At 62.8% G+C, this 20,087-nt stretch carries 17 protein-coding genes; 14 read left to right on the plus strand and 3 right to left on the minus strand.

Annotated elements, in window-relative coordinates; genetic code table 11:
• The first annotated feature begins 270 nt into the window (after window positions 1-270).
• The 7 genes from F8A90_RS07830 (at window position 271) to F8A90_RS07860 (ending at window position 7,884) form a co-directional block, all read left to right on the plus strand.
• Window positions 271-1,284 (plus strand): D-cysteine desulfhydrase, encoded by a 1,014-nt coding sequence (locus F8A90_RS07830; RefSeq protein ID WP_077376967.1) that lies wholly within the window; start codon window positions 271-273, stop codon window positions 1,282-1,284.
• A gap of 128 nt (window positions 1,285-1,412) precedes the next feature.
• The gene (gene hisD / locus F8A90_RS07835; RefSeq protein WP_200019653.1) at window positions 1,413-2,729 is read left to right on the plus strand and encodes a histidinol dehydrogenase; all 1,317 of its coding nucleotides are present in this window, start codon (window positions 1,413-1,415) and stop codon (window positions 2,727-2,729) included.
• 9 nt (window positions 2,730-2,738) lie between these two features.
• Window positions 2,739-3,947, plus strand: coding sequence for a DegT/DnrJ/EryC1/StrS family aminotransferase (locus tag F8A90_RS07840; protein WP_200019654.1), 1,209 nt, complete (start codon window positions 2,739-2,741; stop codon window positions 3,945-3,947).
• A 168-nt stretch (window positions 3,948-4,115) separates the two neighbouring features.
• Window positions 4,116-5,054, plus strand: a complete 939-nt coding sequence (locus tag F8A90_RS07845) for a TRAP transporter substrate-binding protein (protein WP_200019655.1) — start codon at window positions 4,116-4,118, stop codon at window positions 5,052-5,054.
• 136 nt (window positions 5,055-5,190) lie between these two features.
• Window positions 5,191-5,748 carry a TRAP transporter small permease gene (locus tag F8A90_RS07850; protein WP_200019656.1) on the plus strand — a complete coding sequence of 186 codons (558 nt, stop codon included), beginning with the start codon at window positions 5,191-5,193 and terminating at the stop codon, window positions 5,746-5,748.
• A gap of 4 nt (window positions 5,749-5,752) precedes the next feature.
• Window positions 5,753-7,033, plus strand: a complete 1,281-nt coding sequence (locus tag F8A90_RS07855) for a TRAP transporter large permease (RefSeq protein WP_077376955.1) — start codon at window positions 5,753-5,755, stop codon at window positions 7,031-7,033.
• A gap of 131 nt (window positions 7,034-7,164) precedes the next feature.
• Window positions 7,165-7,884, plus strand: a complete 720-nt coding sequence (locus F8A90_RS07860; protein ID WP_200019657.1) for an aspartate/glutamate racemase family protein — start codon at window positions 7,165-7,167, stop codon at window positions 7,882-7,884.
• 99 nt (window positions 7,885-7,983) lie between these two features.
• On the opposite strand, the gene F8A90_RS07865 is transcribed toward F8A90_RS07860, so the two are convergent.
• Window positions 7,984-8,919, minus strand: a complete 936-nt coding sequence (locus F8A90_RS07865; RefSeq protein ID WP_200019658.1) for a helix-turn-helix domain-containing protein — start codon at window positions 8,917-8,919, stop codon at window positions 7,984-7,986.
• Window positions 8,920-9,075: 156 nt separating this feature from the next.
• Here F8A90_RS07865 and F8A90_RS07870 point away from each other — a divergent pair, with 156 nt between their 5' ends.
• Both F8A90_RS07870 and F8A90_RS07875 read left to right on the plus strand, forming a co-directional pair.
• Window positions 9,076-10,332 carry an MFS transporter gene (locus F8A90_RS07870; protein ID WP_200019659.1) on the plus strand — a complete coding sequence of 419 codons (1,257 nt, stop codon included), beginning with the start codon at window positions 9,076-9,078 and terminating at the stop codon, window positions 10,330-10,332.
• A 56-nt stretch (window positions 10,333-10,388) separates the two neighbouring features.
• Window positions 10,389-12,437 (plus strand): bifunctional 2',3'-cyclic-nucleotide 2'-phosphodiesterase/3'-nucleotidase, encoded by a 2,049-nt coding sequence (locus F8A90_RS07875; protein ID WP_200019660.1) that lies wholly within the window; start codon window positions 10,389-10,391, stop codon window positions 12,435-12,437.
• 151 nt (window positions 12,438-12,588) lie between these two features.
• On the opposite strand, the gene F8A90_RS07880 is transcribed toward F8A90_RS07875, so the two are convergent.
• Window positions 12,589-12,894, minus strand: coding sequence for a hypothetical protein (locus F8A90_RS07880; protein ID WP_084208808.1), 306 nt, complete (start codon window positions 12,892-12,894; stop codon window positions 12,589-12,591).
• Between the two features lie 176 nt (window positions 12,895-13,070).
• On the opposite strand from F8A90_RS07880, the gene F8A90_RS07885 reads away from it, so the two are divergent.
• Window positions 13,071-13,913 carry an alpha/beta fold hydrolase gene (locus tag F8A90_RS07885; RefSeq protein ID WP_233593596.1) on the plus strand — a complete coding sequence of 281 codons (843 nt, stop codon included), beginning with the start codon at window positions 13,071-13,073 and terminating at the stop codon, window positions 13,911-13,913.
• 127 nt (window positions 13,914-14,040) lie between these two features.
• Here the strand turns inward: F8A90_RS07885 and F8A90_RS07890 are convergent, their stop codons facing one another.
• Complete coding sequence (locus F8A90_RS07890; RefSeq protein ID WP_200019661.1) at window positions 14,041-14,739, minus strand: GNAT family N-acetyltransferase; 699 nt, start codon at window positions 14,737-14,739, stop codon at window positions 14,041-14,043.
• Between the two features lie 415 nt (window positions 14,740-15,154).
• On the opposite strand from F8A90_RS07890, the gene F8A90_RS07895 reads away from it, so the two are divergent.
• The 4 genes from F8A90_RS07895 to F8A90_RS07910 are packed head-to-tail and all read left to right on the plus strand — an operon-like array spanning window position 15,155 to window position 20,032.
• Complete coding sequence (locus F8A90_RS07895) at window positions 15,155-16,681, plus strand: ABC transporter substrate-binding protein (protein WP_200019662.1); 1,527 nt, start codon at window positions 15,155-15,157, stop codon at window positions 16,679-16,681.
• Entirely contained in the window at window positions 16,678-17,604 is a 927-nt protein-coding gene (locus tag F8A90_RS07900) for an ABC transporter permease (RefSeq protein ID WP_233593597.1), read from the plus strand. Before F8A90_RS07895 ends, F8A90_RS07900 begins: the two co-directional genes overlap by 4 nt.
• Entirely contained in the window at window positions 17,601-18,518 is a 918-nt protein-coding gene (locus F8A90_RS07905) for an ABC transporter permease (RefSeq protein WP_200019664.1), read from the plus strand. The genes F8A90_RS07900 and F8A90_RS07905 overlap by 4 nt, the downstream gene beginning before the upstream one ends.
• A complete protein-coding gene (locus F8A90_RS07910) occupies window positions 18,515-20,032 on the plus strand; it encodes an ABC transporter ATP-binding protein (protein ID WP_233593598.1) in 1,518 nt (505 codons plus the stop codon). The genes F8A90_RS07905 and F8A90_RS07910 overlap by 4 nt, the downstream gene beginning before the upstream one ends.
• The last annotated feature ends 55 nt before the right edge of the window (window positions 20,033-20,087 follow it).

Here is a 20,087-nt window from a genome sequence, read left to right on the forward strand (position 1 = left end):
CCCATGAGAACGAGGCTTTTGGCAATGGATATGACTGCCAGTCGGCGTTGCGGACATGTCGATCTTCTGGATATCTGAGTCGGATCAGAGGATGGGACTGGTCATGCAGAAAAGTAACAAACTTTGAGAAACATGGCATTGGGACTGTCGAGAATCGCGGCTTACTGTTGTGAAGACCGCTCGGCGGCGTGCCGGAGTGATGTCACACATTCGACGAACGTCGTTATGAGAGTAATCCCTATGACAACAATGACTCGCCTGGAGGCTCGTATGCATCTGTCCCGTTTTCCCCGTGTTCGCCTTGGTCACCTCTCGACTCCGCTGGAGCCGATGGACAATCTGAGCAAGCTGCTGGGTGGGCCGCGTCTCTGGATCAAACGTGATGACTGCACCGGGCTTTCCACCGGTGGCAACAAGACCCGCAAGCTGGAATTCCTGATGGCGGACGCGCTGGAGCAGGGCGCCGATACCATCATCACCCAGGGCGCAACCCAGTCCAACCACGCGCGTCAGACCGCTGCCGCTGCCTGCAAGCTGGGTCTTGAGTGCCACATCCTGCTGGAAGACCGTACCGGCAGCGACGACCGCAGCTACAACTACAACGGCAACGTCTTCCTCGACCAGCTGCATGGCGCGACGGTTGCCAAGCGTGCCGGTGGTGCCGACATGGCCGCCGAGATGGAAGCGCTGGCCGACAAGCTGATCGGCAAGGGCAAGAAGCCCTACATCATCCCGGGGGGTGGCTCCAACGAGATCGGCGCACTGGGTTACGTGAATGCCGCCCTCGAGCTGCTGTCCCAGGCCAACGACATGGGCCTCAAGATCGATCACCTCGTTCACGCCACCGGCAGCGCCGGCACCCAGGCGGGACTGGTGACGGGCCTGACCGCCTGCAACTCCGGCATTCCGGTACTCGGCATCGGTGTGCGGGCACCGAAGGACAAGCAGGAAGGCAATGTCTTCGCGCTGGCGCAGAAGACCGAAGCCAAGCTGGGCCTGTCGGATGTGGTCAAGCGTGAAGATGTCGTCGCCAACTGCGATTACGTCGGTGAAGGTTACGGCATTCCGACCGAAAGCATGGTCGAGGCCGTCACGCTGCTGGCCCAGCAGGAAGGCATCCTGCTGGACCCGGTCTACTCCGGCAAGGGCATGGCCGGTCTGATCGATCTGGTGCGCAAGGGGCATTTCAAGGAAGGCGAGAACGTGGTCTTCCTGCACACCGGCGGTGCCGTGGCCCTGTTCGGCTACCCGGATGCCTTCAACTTCGCGGATTACCAGGCCTGATAGCGTTTGCGGCCAGTGATGCGTCCCGCCTGAAGGCCACGGCGTGACTGACGCATCCCGTAACGACACGCTCCCGGGCCCAGGTGGCAAGGGAGCGTGATGATCACAGCAGTTTTCGGGGAATCACAATGACAATCAGACACCTCAAGCTGGCTGAAGCAGCCGACGGCGTGGCAGAGGAAGATCAGCGCACCACAGCCATCGTCCAGGACATGCTGCAGGACATTCGCTCGCGTGGTGAAGACGCCGTGCGCATGTATGCCGAGAAGTTCGACAACTGGAGCGGCGATTTCGTCCTCAGTGAAGATAAGCTGGCCACGCTGATCGAGAGCGTGCCGCAGAGCGTCAAGGCCGATATCGATTTCGCCCATCGCCAGATCCGCCGTTTCGCCGAAGCGCAGCGCGACAGCCTGACGTCCTTCGAGATCGAGACCGAGCCGGGTGTCGTGCTGGGTCAACGCGTGCTGCCCATCGATGCCGCGGGTTGCTACGTGCCGGGTGGACGCTACGCGCATGCCGCCTCGGCGCTGATGAGTGTCGCCACGGCCAAGGCCGCCGGCGTCAAGCACATCACGGCCTGTTCGCCGCCGCGCGGTGACAGCATCAATCCGGCGGTGGCCTACGCCATGCACGTGGCTGGCGCCGACCGCATCCTGGAAATGGGTGGCGTTCACGCGGTCGCCAGCATGGCCTTCGGCCTGTTCGGCGGCCGCGAAGCCGACATCCTCGTCGGTCCGGGCAATGCCTTCGTTGCCGAAGCCAAACGTCTGTTGTTCGGGCAGGTCGGTATCGACGTCTTCGCCGGCCCCACCGAATCGGCGGTGATCGCCGATCACACCGCAGATCCGATGACCATCGCGGTTGATCTCGTCTCCCAGGCGGAGCACGGCCCGAACTCGCCGGTCTGGCTGTTCACCACCAGTGAAGAAGTCGCGCGCCGCGTCATCGAGCTGGTACCGCTGGTCGGCAACGACATGCCCAACGCCGAGGTCATCCACGCCGCCTGGCGCGACTACGGCGAAGTCATCCTGTGCGACACCCGCGAAGAAGTGGTCCAGATCAGTGATCAGTACGCCTGCGAACACCTGCAGGTGCTGTGTGAGGACCTGGAGTGGTGGAAGCAGAACCTCGGCAATTACGGCTCTCTGTTCCTGGGCGAAGGCAGCACCGTCACCCACGGTGACAAGTGCTCCGGCACCAACCACATCCTGCCGACCAAGCGGGCCGGTCGCTACTCCGGCGGCCTGAATGTCCACAAGTTCATGAAGGTACTGACTACCCAGCAGCTCAGTGCCGAAGCCAACCTCAAGTTCAGTGCCATCGGTTCGCGCATCTCGCGCACCGAAGGGATGGAAGGCCATGCGCGTGCCTGTGACTGGCGCCTCACCAAATACTTCCCCGAGCAGGATTGGGACTTCCCCGTCTATGCCCAGAAGCGTTACTGAGGAGGCTACATGCGTCGTTTTGCCAAGTCATTCACCCAGCAGGAAGCCATCTCCGACACCGCCATCGAGGCTGCCGTCGCCGTGATGCGCAGTGGTCGCCTGCATCGCTACAACCTGGCGGAAGGCGAGCAGGGCGAAACGGCGCTGCTGGAGCAGGAATTCGCGGCGAGTCTGGGCATTCCCCATGCGCTGGCCTGTGCCTCCGGCGGCTATGCCCTGCAGCTGGCGCTGCGCGCCTGTGGACTCGAGGCCGGTGACAAGGTGCTGTGCAACGCCTTCACCCTGTCTCCGGTGCCCGGCAGCATCGTCGCCGCCGGTGGCGAGCCGGTATTGGTGGATATCCTCGAGGACACCACCGTCGATCCGGAAGATCTGGCGCGTGCGGCCGATCAGAGCGGGGCCCGCTTCTTCATGCTCTCGCACATGCGCGGCCATATCGGCGACATGCACGCGATCATGCAGATCTGCGATAGCCGCGGCATCACGGTGATCGAGGATTGCGCGCATACCATGGGCGCGAGCTACGACGGCAAGCCCAGCGGCACCTTCGGCAAGGTCGGCTGCTACAGCACCCAGACCTACAAGCACGTCAATTCCGGTGAGGGTGGCCTGCTGGCGACCGCCGATGATGAGGTGATGCGACGCGCCATCATCCTGTCGGGCTCCTACATGCTGTACGACCGTCACCTGGCGGCGCCGGCAGCGGAGAGCTTCGCTGAGACGCGCCTGCAGACCCCCAACATGAGTGGTCGCATGGACAATCTGCGTGCCGCCATCCTGCGTCCGCAACTGGGAGAGCTGGCTGAGCGTCGCGAGCGCTGGAATGCCCTCTATGCCCGCATGCAGGACCGACTCTCGGCCATGGAGGGCGTCACGCCCATCCTGCGTGGCCCGCTGGAAGGCTACGTCGGAAGCTCCATCCAGTTCACGCTGGCGCAGTGCACCCACGAGCAGATCGCCGCCTTCATCGCAGGCTGTGAAGCGCGTGGGCTACCGGTGAAATGGTACGGCAAGCCGCTGCCGGAGGATTACACCAGTCGCTACGACAGCTGGGCCTATCTGGGCAGCCATCGTGCGGTGCCCAATGCCGACCGGGTGCTGGCGACACTGTGTGATCTGCGCCTTCCGCTGACCTTCGACGTCCAGGACTGTGAGGTGATCGCTGATTTGATTCAGGACGCTCTGCACAGCGCACGACCTGTCTCGACCGTCGCATGACGCCGTCTGGCGGCAGCGTATGACAGTGGTGAACCCATAACGATAACGCTTTGAAAGCCACATGATCTTCAATCCACATGTCCTGGTGACAGGGCATGTGGGCCCGCAACCAGTGGAGTAATAACAATGTTCAATAAAGCTCTCTTGGCAACCGCAGTGATGTTGGTGATGTCAGCGACCGCTCAGGCCAAGACCTTCAAGGTCGGCATGGGCGATCCGATGGATTCGGATCAGGGCGCGCTTGCACAGCGCTTCGAGGAACTGGTCGAGCAACTCTCCGATGGCGAGATGCAGGTGGAGTTGTTCCCGGGCGGTCAGCTGGGCTCCGAGACCGGCATGATCCAGGACACGCGCATCGGCAAGCTGGACTTCGCGCTGATCGGTGTCGGCAACCTGACGCCCTATGCGCCGCGTCTCGGCGCGCTCACCATGCCCTATGCACTGCGTAGCCATGCGGATGCCGTCAAGGCCACCACCGGCCCGCTGGCGGATGAATGGAACCAGATCGCCGAAAAACAGGCCGGCGTCCACATCGTCAGCTGGCTGTATTCCAATTTCCGTTATCTGACCAACTCCAAGCGTCCGGTGACGTCATTGGAAGACCTTGAGGGCCTGAAGATCCGTGTGCCGCAGAACAAGATCATGCTCGCCACCTATCAGGCCTGGGGTGCCAGCCCGATCAGCATGTCGTGGCCGGAAGTCTTCACCGGTCTGCAGCAGGGCGTGATCGATGGTCAGGACAACCCGGACATCGTCAACTACACGATGAAGTTCCAGGAAGTGCAGAAGTATCTGACCGAGGTCCACTACCAGTACTCCCTGCAGCCGATCGTCATGGGGGTGCGTACCTACAGCAAGCTGTCTGACGAGGAGCGCGAGATCATCGATCGCGCCGGTCTGGAAGCCCAGCTCTATGCGCTTCAATTCCAGCTGACCGAGGCCTCCCAGGCGCGTGCCGGCATGGAAGCGGAAGGGGTGCAGTCCGCCCAGCTGACCGACGAGGACAAGTGGATCAGCATCGCCAAGGAAAAGGTCTGGCCGCAGTTCTATGAGGAGATCGGCGGCAAGGAATCCTTCGACGAATTGCAGAAAGCATTGGGCCACTGAGATCGAGTGGTCGGGGGGCGCTTGCGTCGTCAGCGTGAATGACGCCTGAGCGACCCCCGCTGCATTCAATGCTCTCGAGCAGGGATACTCGCCAGTGCGGGTATCCCTCTCACAGTTCATCGTGAAGGAGGCTCGCATGTTGGCCAGATTGAACAATATCGAGGATTACGCCTGTCGTTTCCTGCTGGCGGTCTTCGTACTCCTGCTGTTTTCCCAGGTGGTATTGCGTGTCGTGTTCGGTATCGGCCTGGCATGGATGGAAGAGCTGGCACGTTACGCCTTCGTCTGGTTCGTCTTTCTGGGCGCCGCGCACGCGGCTCACCTGAGTGCCCACAATCGGCTGCAGACCCATATCAATCTACTGCCGCGCAAGGTGGCCAACGCCATCCTGCTGTTCGTCGATATCATCTGGGCGGTCTTCAGTCTGATCATCGCCTACAAGAGCCTGGATCTGATCGGGCTTCTCACCGAGTTTCCCTATGAGTCACCGGCGCTCGGCTGGTCGCTCGCCTACGTCTATTACATCTTCCCCGTGGCCTTCACCTTGATGGCCTTTCGCGTATTGCAGGTGCAGTTCCTCAAGCTGGTCAGAGGCATCGAGCCTGGCAACGTGGACGACGAAGAAGTGAAGCGCATCACGGAAGCGGCCCCGGACGCCGCCGATGATACCCGCACCGTCAAGATGGGAGGCTGAGACCATGGCCGCGACTATTCTGTTCTCTCTGTTCGGCGCGCTGCTGTTTCTGGGCTCACCCATCGTCGTTGCCCTTGGGGTGGCGTCCATGGCGGTCTATGTCGTCAGTGGCGATGACATCACCTCGCTGGTGGAACTGGCGTTCTCGGCGATCAACTCCTTCCCGCTGATGGCGCTGCCGTCCTTCATCCTGGCGGGCGCCCTGATGGGCGATGCCGGTATCGCGCGGCGCCTGATTCGCATCGCCGAGGAGCTGGCGGGCCCGGCCGCAGGTGGCCTGGGGGCGGCGGCGGTGATGGCCTGCATGTTCTTCGGCGCTATTTCCGGCTCTGGCCCGGCGACCACGGCGGCCGTGGGCATGCTGGTGATTCCGGCGATGATCGAGCGTGGCTACGGTCGAAGCTATCCGGCGGCGATCACCGCCACGGCGGGTGGTCTGGGCGTCGTGATTCCACCCAGCATGCCGCTGGTCATCTATGGCGTGACGGCCAATGAGTCGATTTCCGCGCTGTTCATGGCGGGCGTGATTCCGGGCATCCTGCTGGGCGCGGCGCTGATGATCGCCAACTACATCACCGCCAAGCGCAACGGCTATCAGGCCCAGGGCGAGCCGTATGACAAGGCGCGTGTCTTCAAGGTGCTCAAGGAAGGATTCTGGTCACTGATGGCACCGGTAGTCATCCTCGGCGGCATCTACAGCGGTCTCTTCACGCCGACCGAAGCCGCCGTCGTCTCGATCTTCTATGCGCTGTTCGTCGGTGTCTTCATTCACAAGGAGTCCTCGCTGCTGGGCTTGAATGAAGCCTTCCAGAACACGACCTGGCTGACCGGCCGCGTGCTGATCATCATGTTCACCGCCACCGCCTTCGGTCGCATCCTGGTGGAGCATCACATTCCGGCCATGATCGCCCAGGGCATCCTCAATATCACCGACAGCCTGTGGCTCGTGTGGATTCTGGTGATCGCCTTCCTGTTGATCGTCGGCATGTTCATCGAGATTCTGGCGACCATCATGATCGTCACGCCGGTGCTGCTGCCGGTGATGGTGGAGCTGGGCGTGGACCCGGTGCACTTCGGGATCGTGCTGGTGGTCAGTCTGGGGATCGGCTTCTCGACCCCGCCGCTGGGCGAGAACATGTTCATCAGTTCCAGCATCGCCAACGTGTCCATCGAGAAGATTTCGGTGCGTGCGCTGCCGCTGGTCGGCACCATGGTGCTGATCGCCTTGCTGCTGGCCTTCGTGCCGCAGCTGACGATGTGGCTGCCGGACATGATGGGCTTCTAGCGGCGCAGCGGAGGGCAGTGGCTCGTCATCACGGTTCCTCGAGAGGATGCGGGCCACGTCGCCATCCTCTCGAACCTTTACCTTCAGTGAGAGTTTTGTCGGAGAACAATCAATTTGTCGGAGAACAACCAATGAGAAGCTCGCATGACGCCTCGGGCGCAGAACATATCGTCGTGGGCGTGTTGGGCGGCATGGGGCCGGATGCCACGGTGGCCTTCATGCAGCAGGTGATCCAGGCCACACCGGCCGAGGATGACATCGATCATGTGCACATGGTGGTCGACAACAATCCCAAGGTGCCGTCGCGCATCAAGGCTCTGCTGGAAGGGGGAGATGTCTCTCCGGGGCCTGCCATCGCGGAAATGGCTCAGCGACTGGAGCAGTCTGGGTGTGATTTTCTGGTCATGCCCTGCAACACCGCGCACTACTACTGGCAGGATGCGCAGGACGCCGTCTCGATTCCGGTGTGGCATATCGTCGAGCGCACACTGGACCGAGTAGCGGCGCAGTGGCCGGGCGCACGTGTCGGCATGCTGTGTTCTCCGGCGCTGCGCAAGATCGGCCTTTACGAAGGCTTCATCGAATCGCGTGGCCTGTCGCTGGCCTATCCCCAGGATGAGGCCGCGATGCTGGAGGTGATCCGCAACGTCAAGAAGGGGCAGGTGAGTGATGAGGTGATCGGCGATGCCTTCCGTCAGGCGGCCGCGGATCTGGTCTCACAGGGCGCCGATGTGCTGGTGCTGGCCTGCACGGAGCTCTCCATCATCAGCCATCTGCTGGATGTCAGGCTGCCGATCGTGGATTCCGTCGAAGCGCTGGCGGTCAGCGTGGCGCAGGCTGCCACGCGGTAAGCGATGTTCGATTATCGTCCCGGGCCCCGAGTCGTCAGTGCAACGGCGACTCGGGGCCTTCCTGTCTCGTAGGAGACATCACGCTGTCGGGGCCTGCGGCTAGTCTGAAGGCTCCTCGGCCGAGTCGAGGGTTTGGGTGCCGACCGCGCTTCCCGAGCTGCGTTGTGCCCGCTCCTGAAGATAGCGGGCAGGCGTGGTACCGAGCAGCTTCTTGAACATGCTGATGAAGGCATTGACGGACTGATAGCCGACTTCCTCCGAGACGCGCTGCACGCTCATGCCCTCGGCCAGCAGGCGGATCGCCACCACCAGGTGCAATTGCTGACGCCAGCGGCTGAAGCTCAGGCCGGTATCGCGCTGGATCAAGCGAGCGAGGGTGCGTTCGCTCATCGCCAGTGCGCTTGCCCACTCGGCGAGGGTGCGTCGGTCGTCCGGGGTCTTGATCAGGGCATCGCTGATGCGGGTCAGCCGTGGGTCTTCAGGCAAGGGCAGATGCAGACGTTCGCTGGGCATGCGGGCCAGTTCTTCCAGCAGGACATCGACCAGGCGCGCTGTCGGCCCCTGTTCTGGATATGGCTGGGGCAGCTCCGCCAGACGCAGCACCAGCTCACGCAGCAGAGGCGAGATCGACAGCGTGCAGCTGTGGCTTGGCATCTCGAGCGCACCGGGCTCGATGAACAGGTGGCATACGCGGCCGCCACGGGTCAGGTGGTTGCTGTGGGGCAGGTTGCCGGGAATCCAGACCCCGCTGTGCGGCGGCACCATCCACAGACCTTCCGGCACGTGACTGGTCACCACGCCATGCAGAGCGATGACCAGCTGTCCCTTGCGATGCTGGTGGATCGGGACCTCCATCACCTGCTGGCCGGTATCCACATGCAGGGCGCTGGCCGGGATCTCGTAGATGTCCGGGTCGTGCTCGCAGACGCTGCTGGAGAAGGGCACAGCGGGATGGCCGCCAACGACCTGCTCCGCTGACGTCCCATCAGGCGTGGCAAGGGGCTCGGATGAGCTGGCTGGAATAGCTGCTGGCATGGCGACTCGTAGATTGTCCGATTTCAGTGATCTGATGTCATGATGGCTCAATTCTGCAGCGATATTGGCGATTACGCTATCGTTAATCTGCGCGGGAATTCACCTCTGATGTGTCGTCCCGCTATCTGTCCGTTCCAAGTTCGCTGCGAGCGTCTCATGACTGAACTCTGCCACTCGTCTCCCGTTCGGCGATTGAGCCATCCTGCCGTGTTGATCGCCGGCATCCTGCTGATCGCCATGAACCTGCGTGCGCCCTTCACCAGTATCGCGCCGTTGCTTGAGCGTCTGCATGCGGCGCTGGGCTTCAATGCCACGGCGGCCGGCCTGTTGATGATCCTGCCACTGCTGGCCTTCGTCGTCGTCTCGCCCTGGGTGCCGCGTCTGGCCAGAAGGATCGGGCTCGAACGCAGCCTCTTCCTGGCCCTGATGACGATCGCTGCGGGTATCGTGCTGCGGGTGCAGGGCAGCACGCTTTCGCTATATGTGGGTATCGGCCTGATCGGGGCGGGCATCGCGGTGGGCAATGTGCTGTTGCCCAGTCTGGTCAAACGCAGCTTCGCGCAGCATGTCGCGCTGCTGACCTCCTGCTATGTGCTGACCATGGGCATCATGGCCGCCATCGCCTCGGCGCTGATGGTGCCGCTGGCGCAGGGCAGTAGCGCTGGCTGGCAGTTCGCGATGCTCGTGGTGGTCATCCTGCCAGTGGTGACGATGGGGGTGTGGTGGCCACAGTTGTCGCATCGCTCCCTACCGACGGCGGCGAAGGAAGCTGAGAAGGGAGCCGAAAAGGGAGCCGAAAAGGGAGCCGCGCGTCCGGTGCGTCAGGCAGCGGTGTGGCGCTCGCCACTGGCCTGGCAGGTGACGCTGTTCATGGGCATCAATTCGCTGCTGTTCTATACCGTCAACAGCTGGCTGCCGAGCATGCTGGCGGACAATGGCTTCTCGCCGGAAAAGGCGGGCTCGCTGCATGGTCTGCTGCAGCTGGCTTCGGCCTTGCCGGGATTGATTCTGGTGCCCCTGATGCCGCGCCTGAAGGATCAACGCCTGATCGCCTTCGCGACGCCTTGCATGTCGCTGGCAGGGTTCATCGGGCTGTGGCTGATGCCGGGGTGGGCGCTGGTGTGGGTCCTGCTGCTCGGTGCGGGGTCCGGAGCGAGCTTCATTCTCGCCCTGTCGTTCATGGGCCTCAGGGCGCGCGATGCCATGCAATCGGCATCGCTTTCGAGCATGGCGCAGACCCTGGGCTACCTACTCGCGGCCATGGGGCCGCCGTTGATCGGGGCGCTCTACGATCGGCAGGGTGATTGGCAGCTGGCATTGATGGTGTGTGCTTCCCTCAGTGTGCTGATGGCGGGAATCGGCTGGTTGGCGGGCAGGGACCGCCAGTTGCCTGAGGCGTCGGCATCTGAATAATGGAGCGTTGCCCTGAAGGGCCACAGGAACATCCCCCCATGACAAGGAAGTGAGAGATGGCGAATGCATCATCCGGAAGGAAAGGTCAGCCGACCTCTGGTACCAAAGAGGGTGCGGGGAACACCCGGCGTCCGCGTGCAATGCGTCGCCTGCGGGCAGCCATTCTCGGTCTGGCCAGCATTGGGGGTATCGTGATGATCGCTCAGCCAGCCAATGCCGCGACGCTGTCACTGCGCGTGATCGAGACCACCGACATCCACGCCAACGTGATGGATTACGACTACTATAAGGACCGGCCCAGTGTACGCATCGGCCTGGTGCGCGCGGCGAGTCTGATCCAGCAGGCGCGTGCCGAGGTGGCCAACAGCGTGCTGCTGGACAACGGAGATTTGATCCAGGGCAGCCCGATGGGCGATTACATGGCGGCGGAGGGGCTCAAGGAGGGCGATGTCTTCCCGGCCTACAAGGTCATGAATCAGCTGGATTACGATGTCGGCAACATCGGCAATCATGAGTTCAATTACGGGCTCGAGTATCTCGAACGGGCGCTTTCCGGCGCGCAGTTCCCTTATGTGAATGCCAACCTGCTGGACGCCACGACCGGCGAGCCGTACTTCACGCCCTACCAGATCACCGCTCATGTCTTCACCGACAGTGAGGGCAACGCTCAGACCTTGAAGATCGGCTATATCGGCTTCGCGCCGCCGCAGGTGATGACCTGGGACCGCAAGCATCTCAAGGGCCGCCTGACGGCCGAGGACATCACCGAGAGCGCCAGGCGCTGGGTGCCCGAGATGCGCCGGGCGGGCGCGGATGTGGTGATCGCCATCCCGCACTCTGGCATCTCGACCGACCCCTACCGGGTGATGGCCGAGAATTCGGTGTATTACCTCTCGCAGGTGGAAGGGATCGATGGCATCGCCTTCGGGCATGCCCATGCCGTCTTCCCCAGCGAGGAATTCGCCGAGGTACCGGGGGCCGATATCGCCAAGGGCACCCTCAACGGCGTGCCGGCGATGATGCCGGGGCACTGGGGCAGCCATGTCGGCGTGATGGATCTCGAACTGAGCAATGCCTCGGGTCAGTGGCGGGTGGTAAGTGGCCAGACAGAGGCGCGCCCGATTCAGGTGGGCGGCGAGGCACAGGTGGCGGAAGACGCCGAACTGGCGGCGCTGGTCGATCATGAGCACGACGCCACGCGCGAGTACGTCAATCGCAGTATCGGCCGCGCCAGTGCAGCGATGAAGAGCTATCTGGCGCTGGTGCAGGACGACCCGACGATCCAGATCGTCAATCGTGCCCAGGCCGATTACGTCAAACGCTTCGTCGAAGGCGACCCGGACCTGGAAAGCTTGCCGATTCTCTCGGCAGCCGCGCCATTCAAGGTCGGCGGCCGTCACAATGACCCGACCCAGTTCACCGAGATGGAGGCCGGCGAGTTGAGCTTCCGCAATGCCGCCGACCTCTATCTCTATCCGAATACGCTGGTGGCGCTCAAGGTTACCGGAAGGGAAGTGCGGGAATGGCTTGAGTGCAGCGCCGGCCAGTTCCATCGCATTGACCCGGATCTCGCCACGCCCCAGCCCCTGCTCAACTGGGAAGGGTTCCGCAGCTACAACTTCGATGTGATCGACGGCGTCGACTATCGGGTGGATGTCACGCAGCCGGCGCGTTACGACGGCAATTGTGCGCTGATCGATGCCGATGCCCACCGTATCCAGGGGCTCACCTACCAGGGCGAGCCGGTCAATGACGACGATGTCTTCCTGCTCGCGACCAACAACTATCGCGCCTACGGCGAGGACTTCCCCGGTACCGGTGAGTCAAATGTCGCCTTTGCGTCACCGGATGAAAATCGCAGCATTCTGGCCCAGTACATCTCGCGCCAGACGCAGCAGCAGGGCGCGGTGGACCCGGCGGCGGATCACAACTGGCGGCTGGCCGCGATCGACACGGACACCCCGCTGGACATTCGCTTCACCACCGCCCCCGGCGAGGATGCGCAGCAGTTCATCGATGCCCAGGCGGTCTATCCGATGACGCTGGTGGATCAGGACGAGATGGGCTTTGCCCGCTATCGCGTCGGGCTGGACCGGATGAAATAGCCGAGGTAGCTCATTGTTGAGCACCTGGTCATCGGGAAAGAACGCCAGTCAGCGATAGCTGACTGGCGTTTTTTTATCGCCAGGCGTTACCCGCTGTCTGTTCCACTATCCGCTTTCACTTCACGACTCTCGATTGCAGGCTCACTGCGGATCAGCGCCAGGGTGCGTGCAAGGCGATGCTCAGCAGCACACGTTTGCCGCGCTCGATGCGGCTGACGCTGTGTTCGTGAAGGTCGGGGCGAAACAGCACCACGCGGTCCGCGAGGCGAAATAGGCTGCCATCGGTCTCGAAGACACCGCCCTGACGGGGTTTCTTGAGCACGATATTGAGCTTGTAGTAGCTGCCGCTACCCATCGGGTCGTTATGACGCATTACGCTGTGGCCCTCGGGGTAGGTCACCAGATTGATGGTAAGGCGGCGAAGATCGAGCAGACTACGGTTGATGACACGGGCCATTGGGCTTTCCCTTTGAAGATTGCGGCTATTGAAACGTATTTTGAGCAATCAATCAAAATCGTGCTTGAGTGATCGCTCAGGAATTCGTAAGGTGACACCACGTTCACGGCGCACAAGGTCGGCAATCGAGATTGCCGAGGCCGTGATTGAGAATCGAGCAAGCAAGGAGGTCAGCAATGAGCCACGACAACGTGACAATGGAAGCCTTGGAAACCCGTTATGCAATGATCGAAGGTCACCGCATTGCCTACAAGGAAATGGGGGAAGGTCAGCCGCTGTTGTTGATTCACGGCATTCCGACCAACAAGCTGATGTGGCGCGATGTGATGCCGGAATTGGCCAGACATTACCGGGTCATCGCCCCGGACATGCTCAACTATGGCGAGTCGGACATGCCGGTGGATGCTGACGTGTCCATCAATGCCCAGACACGCATCTTCATCAAGCTGATGGATTCACTGGGTGTGGCGAGTGCGGATGTCGTCTCGCATGATATCGGCGGGGGTATCGGTCAGCTGATGGCCGTCAATCATCCCGAGCGTGTTCGCCGTCAGGTACTGATCGACAGCGTATGCTTCGATTCCTGGCCGATTCCGGAGTTCAAGCAGCTGCTGGAGCCGGGCGTCGAGGAAGCGACCAGCGTCGAGGAATTCATCAGCACTATGCGCGGCTTCATGCCCAGTGGTGTGCATGATCCGGCCGTCGCGACCGAAGAGATGGTCGAGCGCTATGCCTCCCAGTGGAACAGCGAGCAAGGCAAGGCGGCTTTCTTCCGCAACATGCGTCGTCTCAACAAGGAATACACCCAGGCCATCGCCGGAGAGCTCAAGAATATCGAGATCAAGACCCTGGTGCTGTGGGGCGACAAGGATAACTTCCAGAAACCGGATTACGCCCCGATGCTGGCAGATGCCATTCCGGGTGCCGAGCTGATCTGGGTGAAGGACGCCGGCCACTGGGTCACTGACGAGAAGCCTGAAGAAACCGTGCGCCATATCCTGGACTTCCTCGCCCGCTGAGGAGGAGCCCATCAGCCATCAGCTGAGGAAATTCTCACCCCTGATGGTGAATGAGCCCTGAACGACAATGCCCGGTCATAGGACCGGGCATTGTCGTATCTGGCGGAAATCGCGCACGGGAAATCGCCTAATGATGCGCGATATCCCGCGCGGCTGAAGGGGACTGTCGCTTGCGCTTGGCCGTGATCGTCAAGGCGTCTTCATCGATAAACTCGTCGATGATTGTGTCGAGAGGCGCTTTGCCCGACAGGGGCAAGGGCGCGTGATCAACCCGCGGGGAGAGCGACGGCGCTGCCTGAAAGGCGAGGGGGCGTTCCAGCGCCATGATGCTGCCACTGCGCGTCGGGGTGCACTGCTCATTGACCAGGGAGAAGCCGTGGCGCTGGTAGAGCGCCAATGCCGGGCTGTCGGAGAAGACTCTCAGGCGCAGCGCGCGCGGGCAGGGCTGAGCGCCCGGGGTTAGCTCGGAGGCACGGTCTTTCACCAGCGACTGGCCGTACTCCTGTTGCGTTGCCAGCTGGATCAACCAGTTCAGGCAGGCGGAGCCGACACCACGGCCTTGCCAATGTGGCACCAGTTGCAGGTCACGCAGATACAGGATATCCGGCAGGGCCTTGAGGCTGATGAAGCCGACCCATTCGCCATTGATACGTATCGCGTAATTCTCGTTGTCTCGCCAGCGCTCGCTGAACAACTCCTCGTCCCAGCTCATGCCATGCCGTTTGTAGGTCGCGAGCATGTTGCCACAGCACAGTCGCCGTGCCGCGGCGCTCAGATAGCTGCTGCAAGCCGAATCGCTGATAGGGGTAATGCTGAGATCATCCATGATCCTGTCGCTTATTGTTGAGGGTAAGGGCACAGATGCGCGGACTGATGACCATTCGTCCATGATAGCGGACCAGTCGGTTAGCGCATACTAATGTAATCTGCCATCTATCATCGGATGTTGGATTGCCGCTGACAAGTGAATGCCTGTCCAGTACTTGTCCTGCACCTTTCAAGTGCCTGTCCAGCTCTGCCTAGGCGCAGAAGGTGAGTCGAGAGTTGCCAAAACGTAATGGTTACACTATAACATTGCGTTTTTTTGTGGGTCGGCGCCGGTTGCGCGTCGGCAACCACGCTCTTGCTCAGGACGCGCGATATCGATGGTCAAATTGCTCTCAGGACTTCGGTGGCAATACCGAACCTTCCTTCACAAACGTAGGCAGCTGGCCGTCGCCAGCGTCCTGATGAGCTTGGCCGTGGTGCAGCCCAGCCATGCGCAAGATGCCTCAGCGGCGCAGGCATCGGCGGCTGACACACGACGTCTGGAGATCGTCGCTCCCTTTGACATCAAGGGGGCAGACCCGCTGTTGAGCGGTATCCTGTTTCAGCGCATGCAGGTCGTCGAGACCCTGGTGGATGTCGATGCCACGGGCGAATTGCGTCCAGGCCTTGCCACGGATTGGAGCGTCTCAAAAGACGGCCTAGAGTGGCGCTTCACGCTGCGTTCCGGCGTGCAGTTCCATGATGGCAGCCGTCTGGATGCCGAAGTCGCGCGTCAGAGTCTCGAGATCGCACGTGCCAAGCCGGGCATCTTGAAGTCAGTGCCGATCGAGCGGATCGTCGCTGAAGATGACCAGACGCTGGTGATTGCCCTCAGCGAGCCCTTCGCGGCACTGCCGGCCTATCTGGCCGATTATCGCCAGCAGATTCTGGCCTCGGCAGCCTACGATGGGTCGGGTACTGCCCAGGAGGTCATCGGTACCGGCCCTTATCGCATGCAGCGCATGACGCCGCCGCTGAGCCTGGAAGTCGTCGCGTTCGAGAACTACTGGGGCGAGCAGCCCGAGGTACGTCAGGCACGCTATCAGGCGGTCAGTCGCGCCGAGGGCAGGGCATTGATCGCCGAGAGCGGAGATGCCGACTTCACCTATGGGCTGGACCCCGCCAGTCGCCAGCGTCTCTCCCAATCGCCGCGTGTGACTCTGGCAGCGGCCGCGACGCCGCGCACGATGCTGTTGAAGGTCAACGCCAATCATCCGGCCTTTCAGGACCCCGCTGTACGGCGTGCATTGAGTCTGGCGATCGATCGTACCGCCATCGCGCAGGTCGTGCTGCGCTATCCGCGTGGCGCCAGCCAGCTGTTCCCGCCGATGGTGGAAGGCTGGCATGACCCCGCACTGCCCGAACTCCATCAGGACGTCGCCAAGGCGCGTGCACTGCTGGACGCCGCAGGTTGGACCGTCGGCGAGGAGGGCATCCGCCACAAGGATGGCCAGCGTCTCGCGATCAGTCTGATCACCTTCTCGGACCGTCCGGAGCTGCCGCTGGTTGCCACGGTGCTGGAGCGCCAGTTCCACGCCATCGGCATCCAGACACGTCTGGATATCACCAACTTCTCGGCGATTCCGGCTGGCCACCACGACGGCAGCCTCGACATGGCCCTGTTCGCGCGCAATCTGGCCATGGTGCCGGACCCCATCGGCAACGTGCTGAGCGATTACGCGGGGACGCCTGAATCCCCCGGCGGTGATTGGGGGGCGATGGGCTGGTTTGACGCCGACTTCACCGCTGAGCTTGAGCGCATGGCACGTGAGGGCTACGGGCCCACGCCCGCAGGAGAGGACCCGCGCGCCCAGGCCAGCGGCGTGATCCAGCGGGCGCTGCCCGTGATCCCCATCGCCTGGTACTACCAGAACCTGGCGATCTCCAATCGACTGCAAAGCGCTCAGGTAGACCCCTGGGAGCGTAGTTTCGGCCTTTCAGAATTGCGGTGGGCACAATGAATATCCCTTCACGTCTGTTGCAGCTATTGATGGTGGTGCTGATGGTCGGCGGCGCCAGCTATCTGATGATGCAGAGTCTGCCCGGCGATGCCGCCTGGCGCATCGCGGCCGGTCGCTATGGTTATGACGCGCTGGATGCGGCCGCTGCGGCCTCGGTGCGCGCCGAACTGGGTCTCGAGGCACAGGGCGGCTTGCACTTCCTTTACTGGCTGGGCGATATCCTGCGCCTGGAGCTTGGCACCTCGCTGATTTCCGGTGAATCGGTGTGGGTGGAGATTCGTCACCAGCTGGGCAACTCCTTGTCACTCGCCGGCGCGGCGCTGGGCATCTCGCTGCTGATCGGCCCGCCGCTGGGGCTGCTGGCCGGTCTGCGTGCCGGTGGCTGGCTGGACCGAAGCCTGCTGGCCGTCTGCAGCCTGCTGCGCGCCACGCCGCAGTTCTTGCTGGCGCTGGTGCTGATCCTGCTGATCTCGGTGGAGATGGGCCTGCTGCCGGCTGCCGGTCACGGTGAGCCGCAGCACTTCATTCTGCCGGCGATGACGCTGGCGCTCGGGCTGGCAGCGGTATCGGCACGTCTGGCACGCGATGCCATGGCCGCTGTCACCCAGACGGCCTTCCATGATTTCGCGCGCTGGAAGGGCCTCAGCAACGCCCAGACCTTCTGGCGTCACGGCCTGCGCCATGTGGCCTTGCCGCTGGTGACCTATCTGGGGCTGCAGTTCGTGACCCTGGTGGAAGGGGTGGTGGTGATCGAGAGCATCTTCGGCTGGCCGGGCATCGGCCATGCGCTGGTGCACGCCATCTTCTCGCGCGATGTGCCGATGGTGCAGGGCACCGCCCTGGTGCTGGGCGTCGGCTTTGTCTTGATCAATCTGCTGGTCGATCTGCTGGGTCGCCAACTGGACCCACGGGGTGTGAAATGAATCAGGTGGTGGAAGGGCTCGCGCCGCAGCGCGTGGACGCCGTGCGTCGTCCACGTCTTGACTGGCCATTGCGCCGGGTGATCGGGGCCGCGCTGGTCGCGAGCCTCGTGCTGCTGGCTCTGCTGGGCAATCTGGTGATACCGGGAGACCCGCTGGAGCAGCATCTCTATCGTGCGCTGCAGGGCGCAAATGCCGTTGGTGCCACTGACGCCGGTGAGATGATCACCAGCGCCCCGCTGGGCTATGACCATCTTGGGCGCTCCCTGTATCACCGTCTGGTGGCGGCGCTCGGGCTGTCGCTTTCCATTGCCGCAGGGGCGGTGATTCTGGCCGCGTTTTCAGGCATCTCGCTGGGTTTGCTGGCCGCGGGACGCGGTGGCTGGGCCGAGCGCCTGTTGAGCCTGGTGTCAGACAGCCTGCTGGCATTGCCGGGGCTGCTGCTGGTGCTGATGGTCAGCGTCATCCTGCCGTCGACGCCGCTGGCATTGTGGTTGGGCCTGTCGCTGGTGCTGTGGGTGGAATTCTTCCGTCTGGCCCGTGCCACCGGTCGCAGCGTGCTGGCGAGTCCCGGCGTCGAGGCCAGTCGTCTGCTGGGCTTCGGAGCCTGGTACCGTTTTCGTCATCACCTGTGGCCGGAAATGGCGCCCGTGATGATGACGGCGATGGCCTTCGGCATGGCCAACGCCCTGATGGCGATTGCCGCGCTGGGTTTCGTCCACGTCGGCATTCCGGAGCCTACGCCGGAGCTGGGCACCATGATGGTCGAGCTGTTGCCGTATTGGCGTGAAGCGCCGTTCGCGCTGCTGACGCCGGTGCTGGTCACCTTCCTGCTGTTGCTGGGACTGTTGCTGATGTCCGGCAGCAAGGCCAGAACGTCAACCGCCGCAGACACCCTCGAAGGAGCGCGCCCATGAATGTCGCGACAATGACCACGCCTGTCTCTCACACGCGGCATGGGGCAACGGCGGATGATGTGGTGCTGTGTGCCGAGGATGTGAGCGTGAGGGTCCGCGGCGCGCAGACGGCGCTGCTGGCACCTGTCTCGCTTGCGCTCAAGGCGGGAGAACCGCTGGTGGTGATCGGTGAGACGGGGTCCGGCAAGAGTCTGCTGGCTCAGGCACTGCTGGGCACGCTGCCCCCGGAACTTGTGGCCTCCGGCAGCCTGTGGCTCGACGGCGAGCAATATCCTCTGCACACGCCACAGAATCGTCGCCCGCTCTGGGGTCGTCGCCTGGCGGTATTGCCCCAGGAGCCCTGGCTGGCGCTGGACCCGTTGATGAAGGTAATTCGTCAGGTCGGTGAGGCATATCGTCTGGTTGCGGGGCGTTCGGCGCAGGCCTCCCACGCGGCCGCGCGCAGCGATCTGGAGCAGCTGGGTGTCGCCGCGGCCAGCGAGCAGCTGCCGGGCAAGCTGTCCGGCGGCATGGCGCAACGCGTGGCCTTTGCGGCCGCCCGCGCCGGCGGCGCACCGCTGTTGATCGCCGACGAGCCGACCAAGGGGCTGGACGCCGCCCGCGTCAGCGAGATCGGCGAGCTGCTGCTCAAGTCACTGGCCGAGACACCGCGTGCCGGCTTGATGGTCATCACCCATGACATGGCGCTGGCGCACCAGATCGGTGGCTGCCTGATGGTGGTACGCAAGGGCGAAGTGATCGAGCAGGGCGCGACGCGTGATGTGCTGGCCGCACCGACACATGCCTATACCCGACGCCTGGTGAATGCCGCGCCACAGGCCTGGCCTGAGGCCGCCTTTAAGCCGGCAGCCGACAGTGCAAACCGTGATGGCAAGGCGGCAGGCGAGACCATCATCCGCGCCGAGAATCTGACCATCGCGCGCGGGGAGACCGCGCTGCTGCGTGACGTGGAACTCAGTGTGAAGAGTGGTGAGATCATCGGCGTCCAGGGCGCTTCCGGCTGTGGCAAGTCATCGCTGGGTGATGCACTGCTCGGCCTGTTGGCACCGCATTCAGGACGCGTAGTCCAGCATGCCGAACGCCTGGAGTATCAGAAGCTCTATCAGGACCCCGTAGTAACTTTCCCGCCACGCCGGACACTGGGGCGCCTGTTGAAGGATCTCAGCGCACGCCATCGTCTCGACGACAGCCAGCTGCCGCAGCTGATGGCGCAACTGAGCCTGGCGCCGGAATTGCTCTCGCGTCTGCCGGGACAGGTCTCGGGTGGCGAGCTGCAGCGTTTCGCACTGTTGCGTCTGATGCTGATCAAGCCGCGCTTCGTGTTCGCCGATGAGCCGACCTCACGCCTCGACCCGCTGGTCCAGCAGGAGGTGATCGCCTGCATGGTGAAGATGGTGCGCGAGCAGGGCACGGCGCTGGTACTGGTCAGTCATGATGCGGCACTGCTGCGCAAGGTCGCGGATCGCGTGCTGGTGGTGGAGGAAGGTCGCTTGAAGGCGCGTCAGGAAATCTGATCGCTCAACAGGCCCACGGCGGCAGGGTCGCGACAGCAAGAGGGCGTTGGCGTGT

It is taken from the genome of Cobetia sp. cqz5-12 (assembly GCF_016495405.1).
Taxonomy (GTDB): domain Bacteria; phylum Pseudomonadota; class Gammaproteobacteria; order Pseudomonadales; family Halomonadaceae; genus Cobetia.

Coding starts and splice junctions, on each gene's coding strand:
- F8A90_RS07830 (WP_077376967.1), top strand. CDS start 271: ATGCATCTGTCCCGTTTTCCCCGTGTTCGCCTTGGTCACCTCTCGACT.
- hisD (WP_200019653.1), top strand. CDS start 1,413: ATGACAATCAGACACCTCAAGCTGGCTGAAGCAGCCGACGGCGTGGCA.
- F8A90_RS07840 (WP_200019654.1), top strand. CDS start 2,739: ATGCGTCGTTTTGCCAAGTCATTCACCCAGCAGGAAGCCATCTCCGAC.
- F8A90_RS07845 (WP_200019655.1), top strand. CDS start 4,116: ATGTCAGCGACCGCTCAGGCCAAGACCTTCAAGGTCGGCATGGGCGAT.
- F8A90_RS07850 (WP_200019656.1), top strand. CDS start 5,191: ATGTTGGCCAGATTGAACAATATCGAGGATTACGCCTGTCGTTTCCTG.
- F8A90_RS07855 (WP_077376955.1), top strand. CDS start 5,753: ATGGCCGCGACTATTCTGTTCTCTCTGTTCGGCGCGCTGCTGTTTCTG.
- F8A90_RS07860 (WP_200019657.1), top strand. CDS start 7,165: ATGAGAAGCTCGCATGACGCCTCGGGCGCAGAACATATCGTCGTGGGC.
- F8A90_RS07865 (WP_200019658.1), bottom strand. CDS start 8,919: ATGCCAGCAGCTATTCCAGCCAGCTCATCCGAGCCCCTTGCCACGCCT.
- F8A90_RS07870 (WP_200019659.1), top strand. CDS start 9,076: ATGACTGAACTCTGCCACTCGTCTCCCGTTCGGCGATTGAGCCATCCT.
- F8A90_RS07875 (WP_200019660.1), top strand. CDS start 10,389: ATGGCGAATGCATCATCCGGAAGGAAAGGTCAGCCGACCTCTGGTACC.
- F8A90_RS07880 (WP_084208808.1), bottom strand. CDS start 12,894: ATGGCCCGTGTCATCAACCGTAGTCTGCTCGATCTTCGCCGCCTTACC.
- F8A90_RS07885 (WP_233593596.1), top strand. CDS start 13,071: ATGAGCCACGACAACGTGACAATGGAAGCCTTGGAAACCCGTTATGCA.
- F8A90_RS07890 (WP_200019661.1), bottom strand. CDS start 14,739: ATGGATGATCTCAGCATTACCCCTATCAGCGATTCGGCTTGCAGCAGC.
- F8A90_RS07900 (WP_233593597.1), top strand. CDS start 16,678: ATGAATATCCCTTCACGTCTGTTGCAGCTATTGATGGTGGTGCTGATG.
- F8A90_RS07905 (WP_200019664.1), top strand. CDS start 17,601: ATGAATCAGGTGGTGGAAGGGCTCGCGCCGCAGCGCGTGGACGCCGTG.
- F8A90_RS07910 (WP_233593598.1), top strand. CDS start 18,515: ATGAATGTCGCGACAATGACCACGCCTGTCTCTCACACGCGGCATGGG.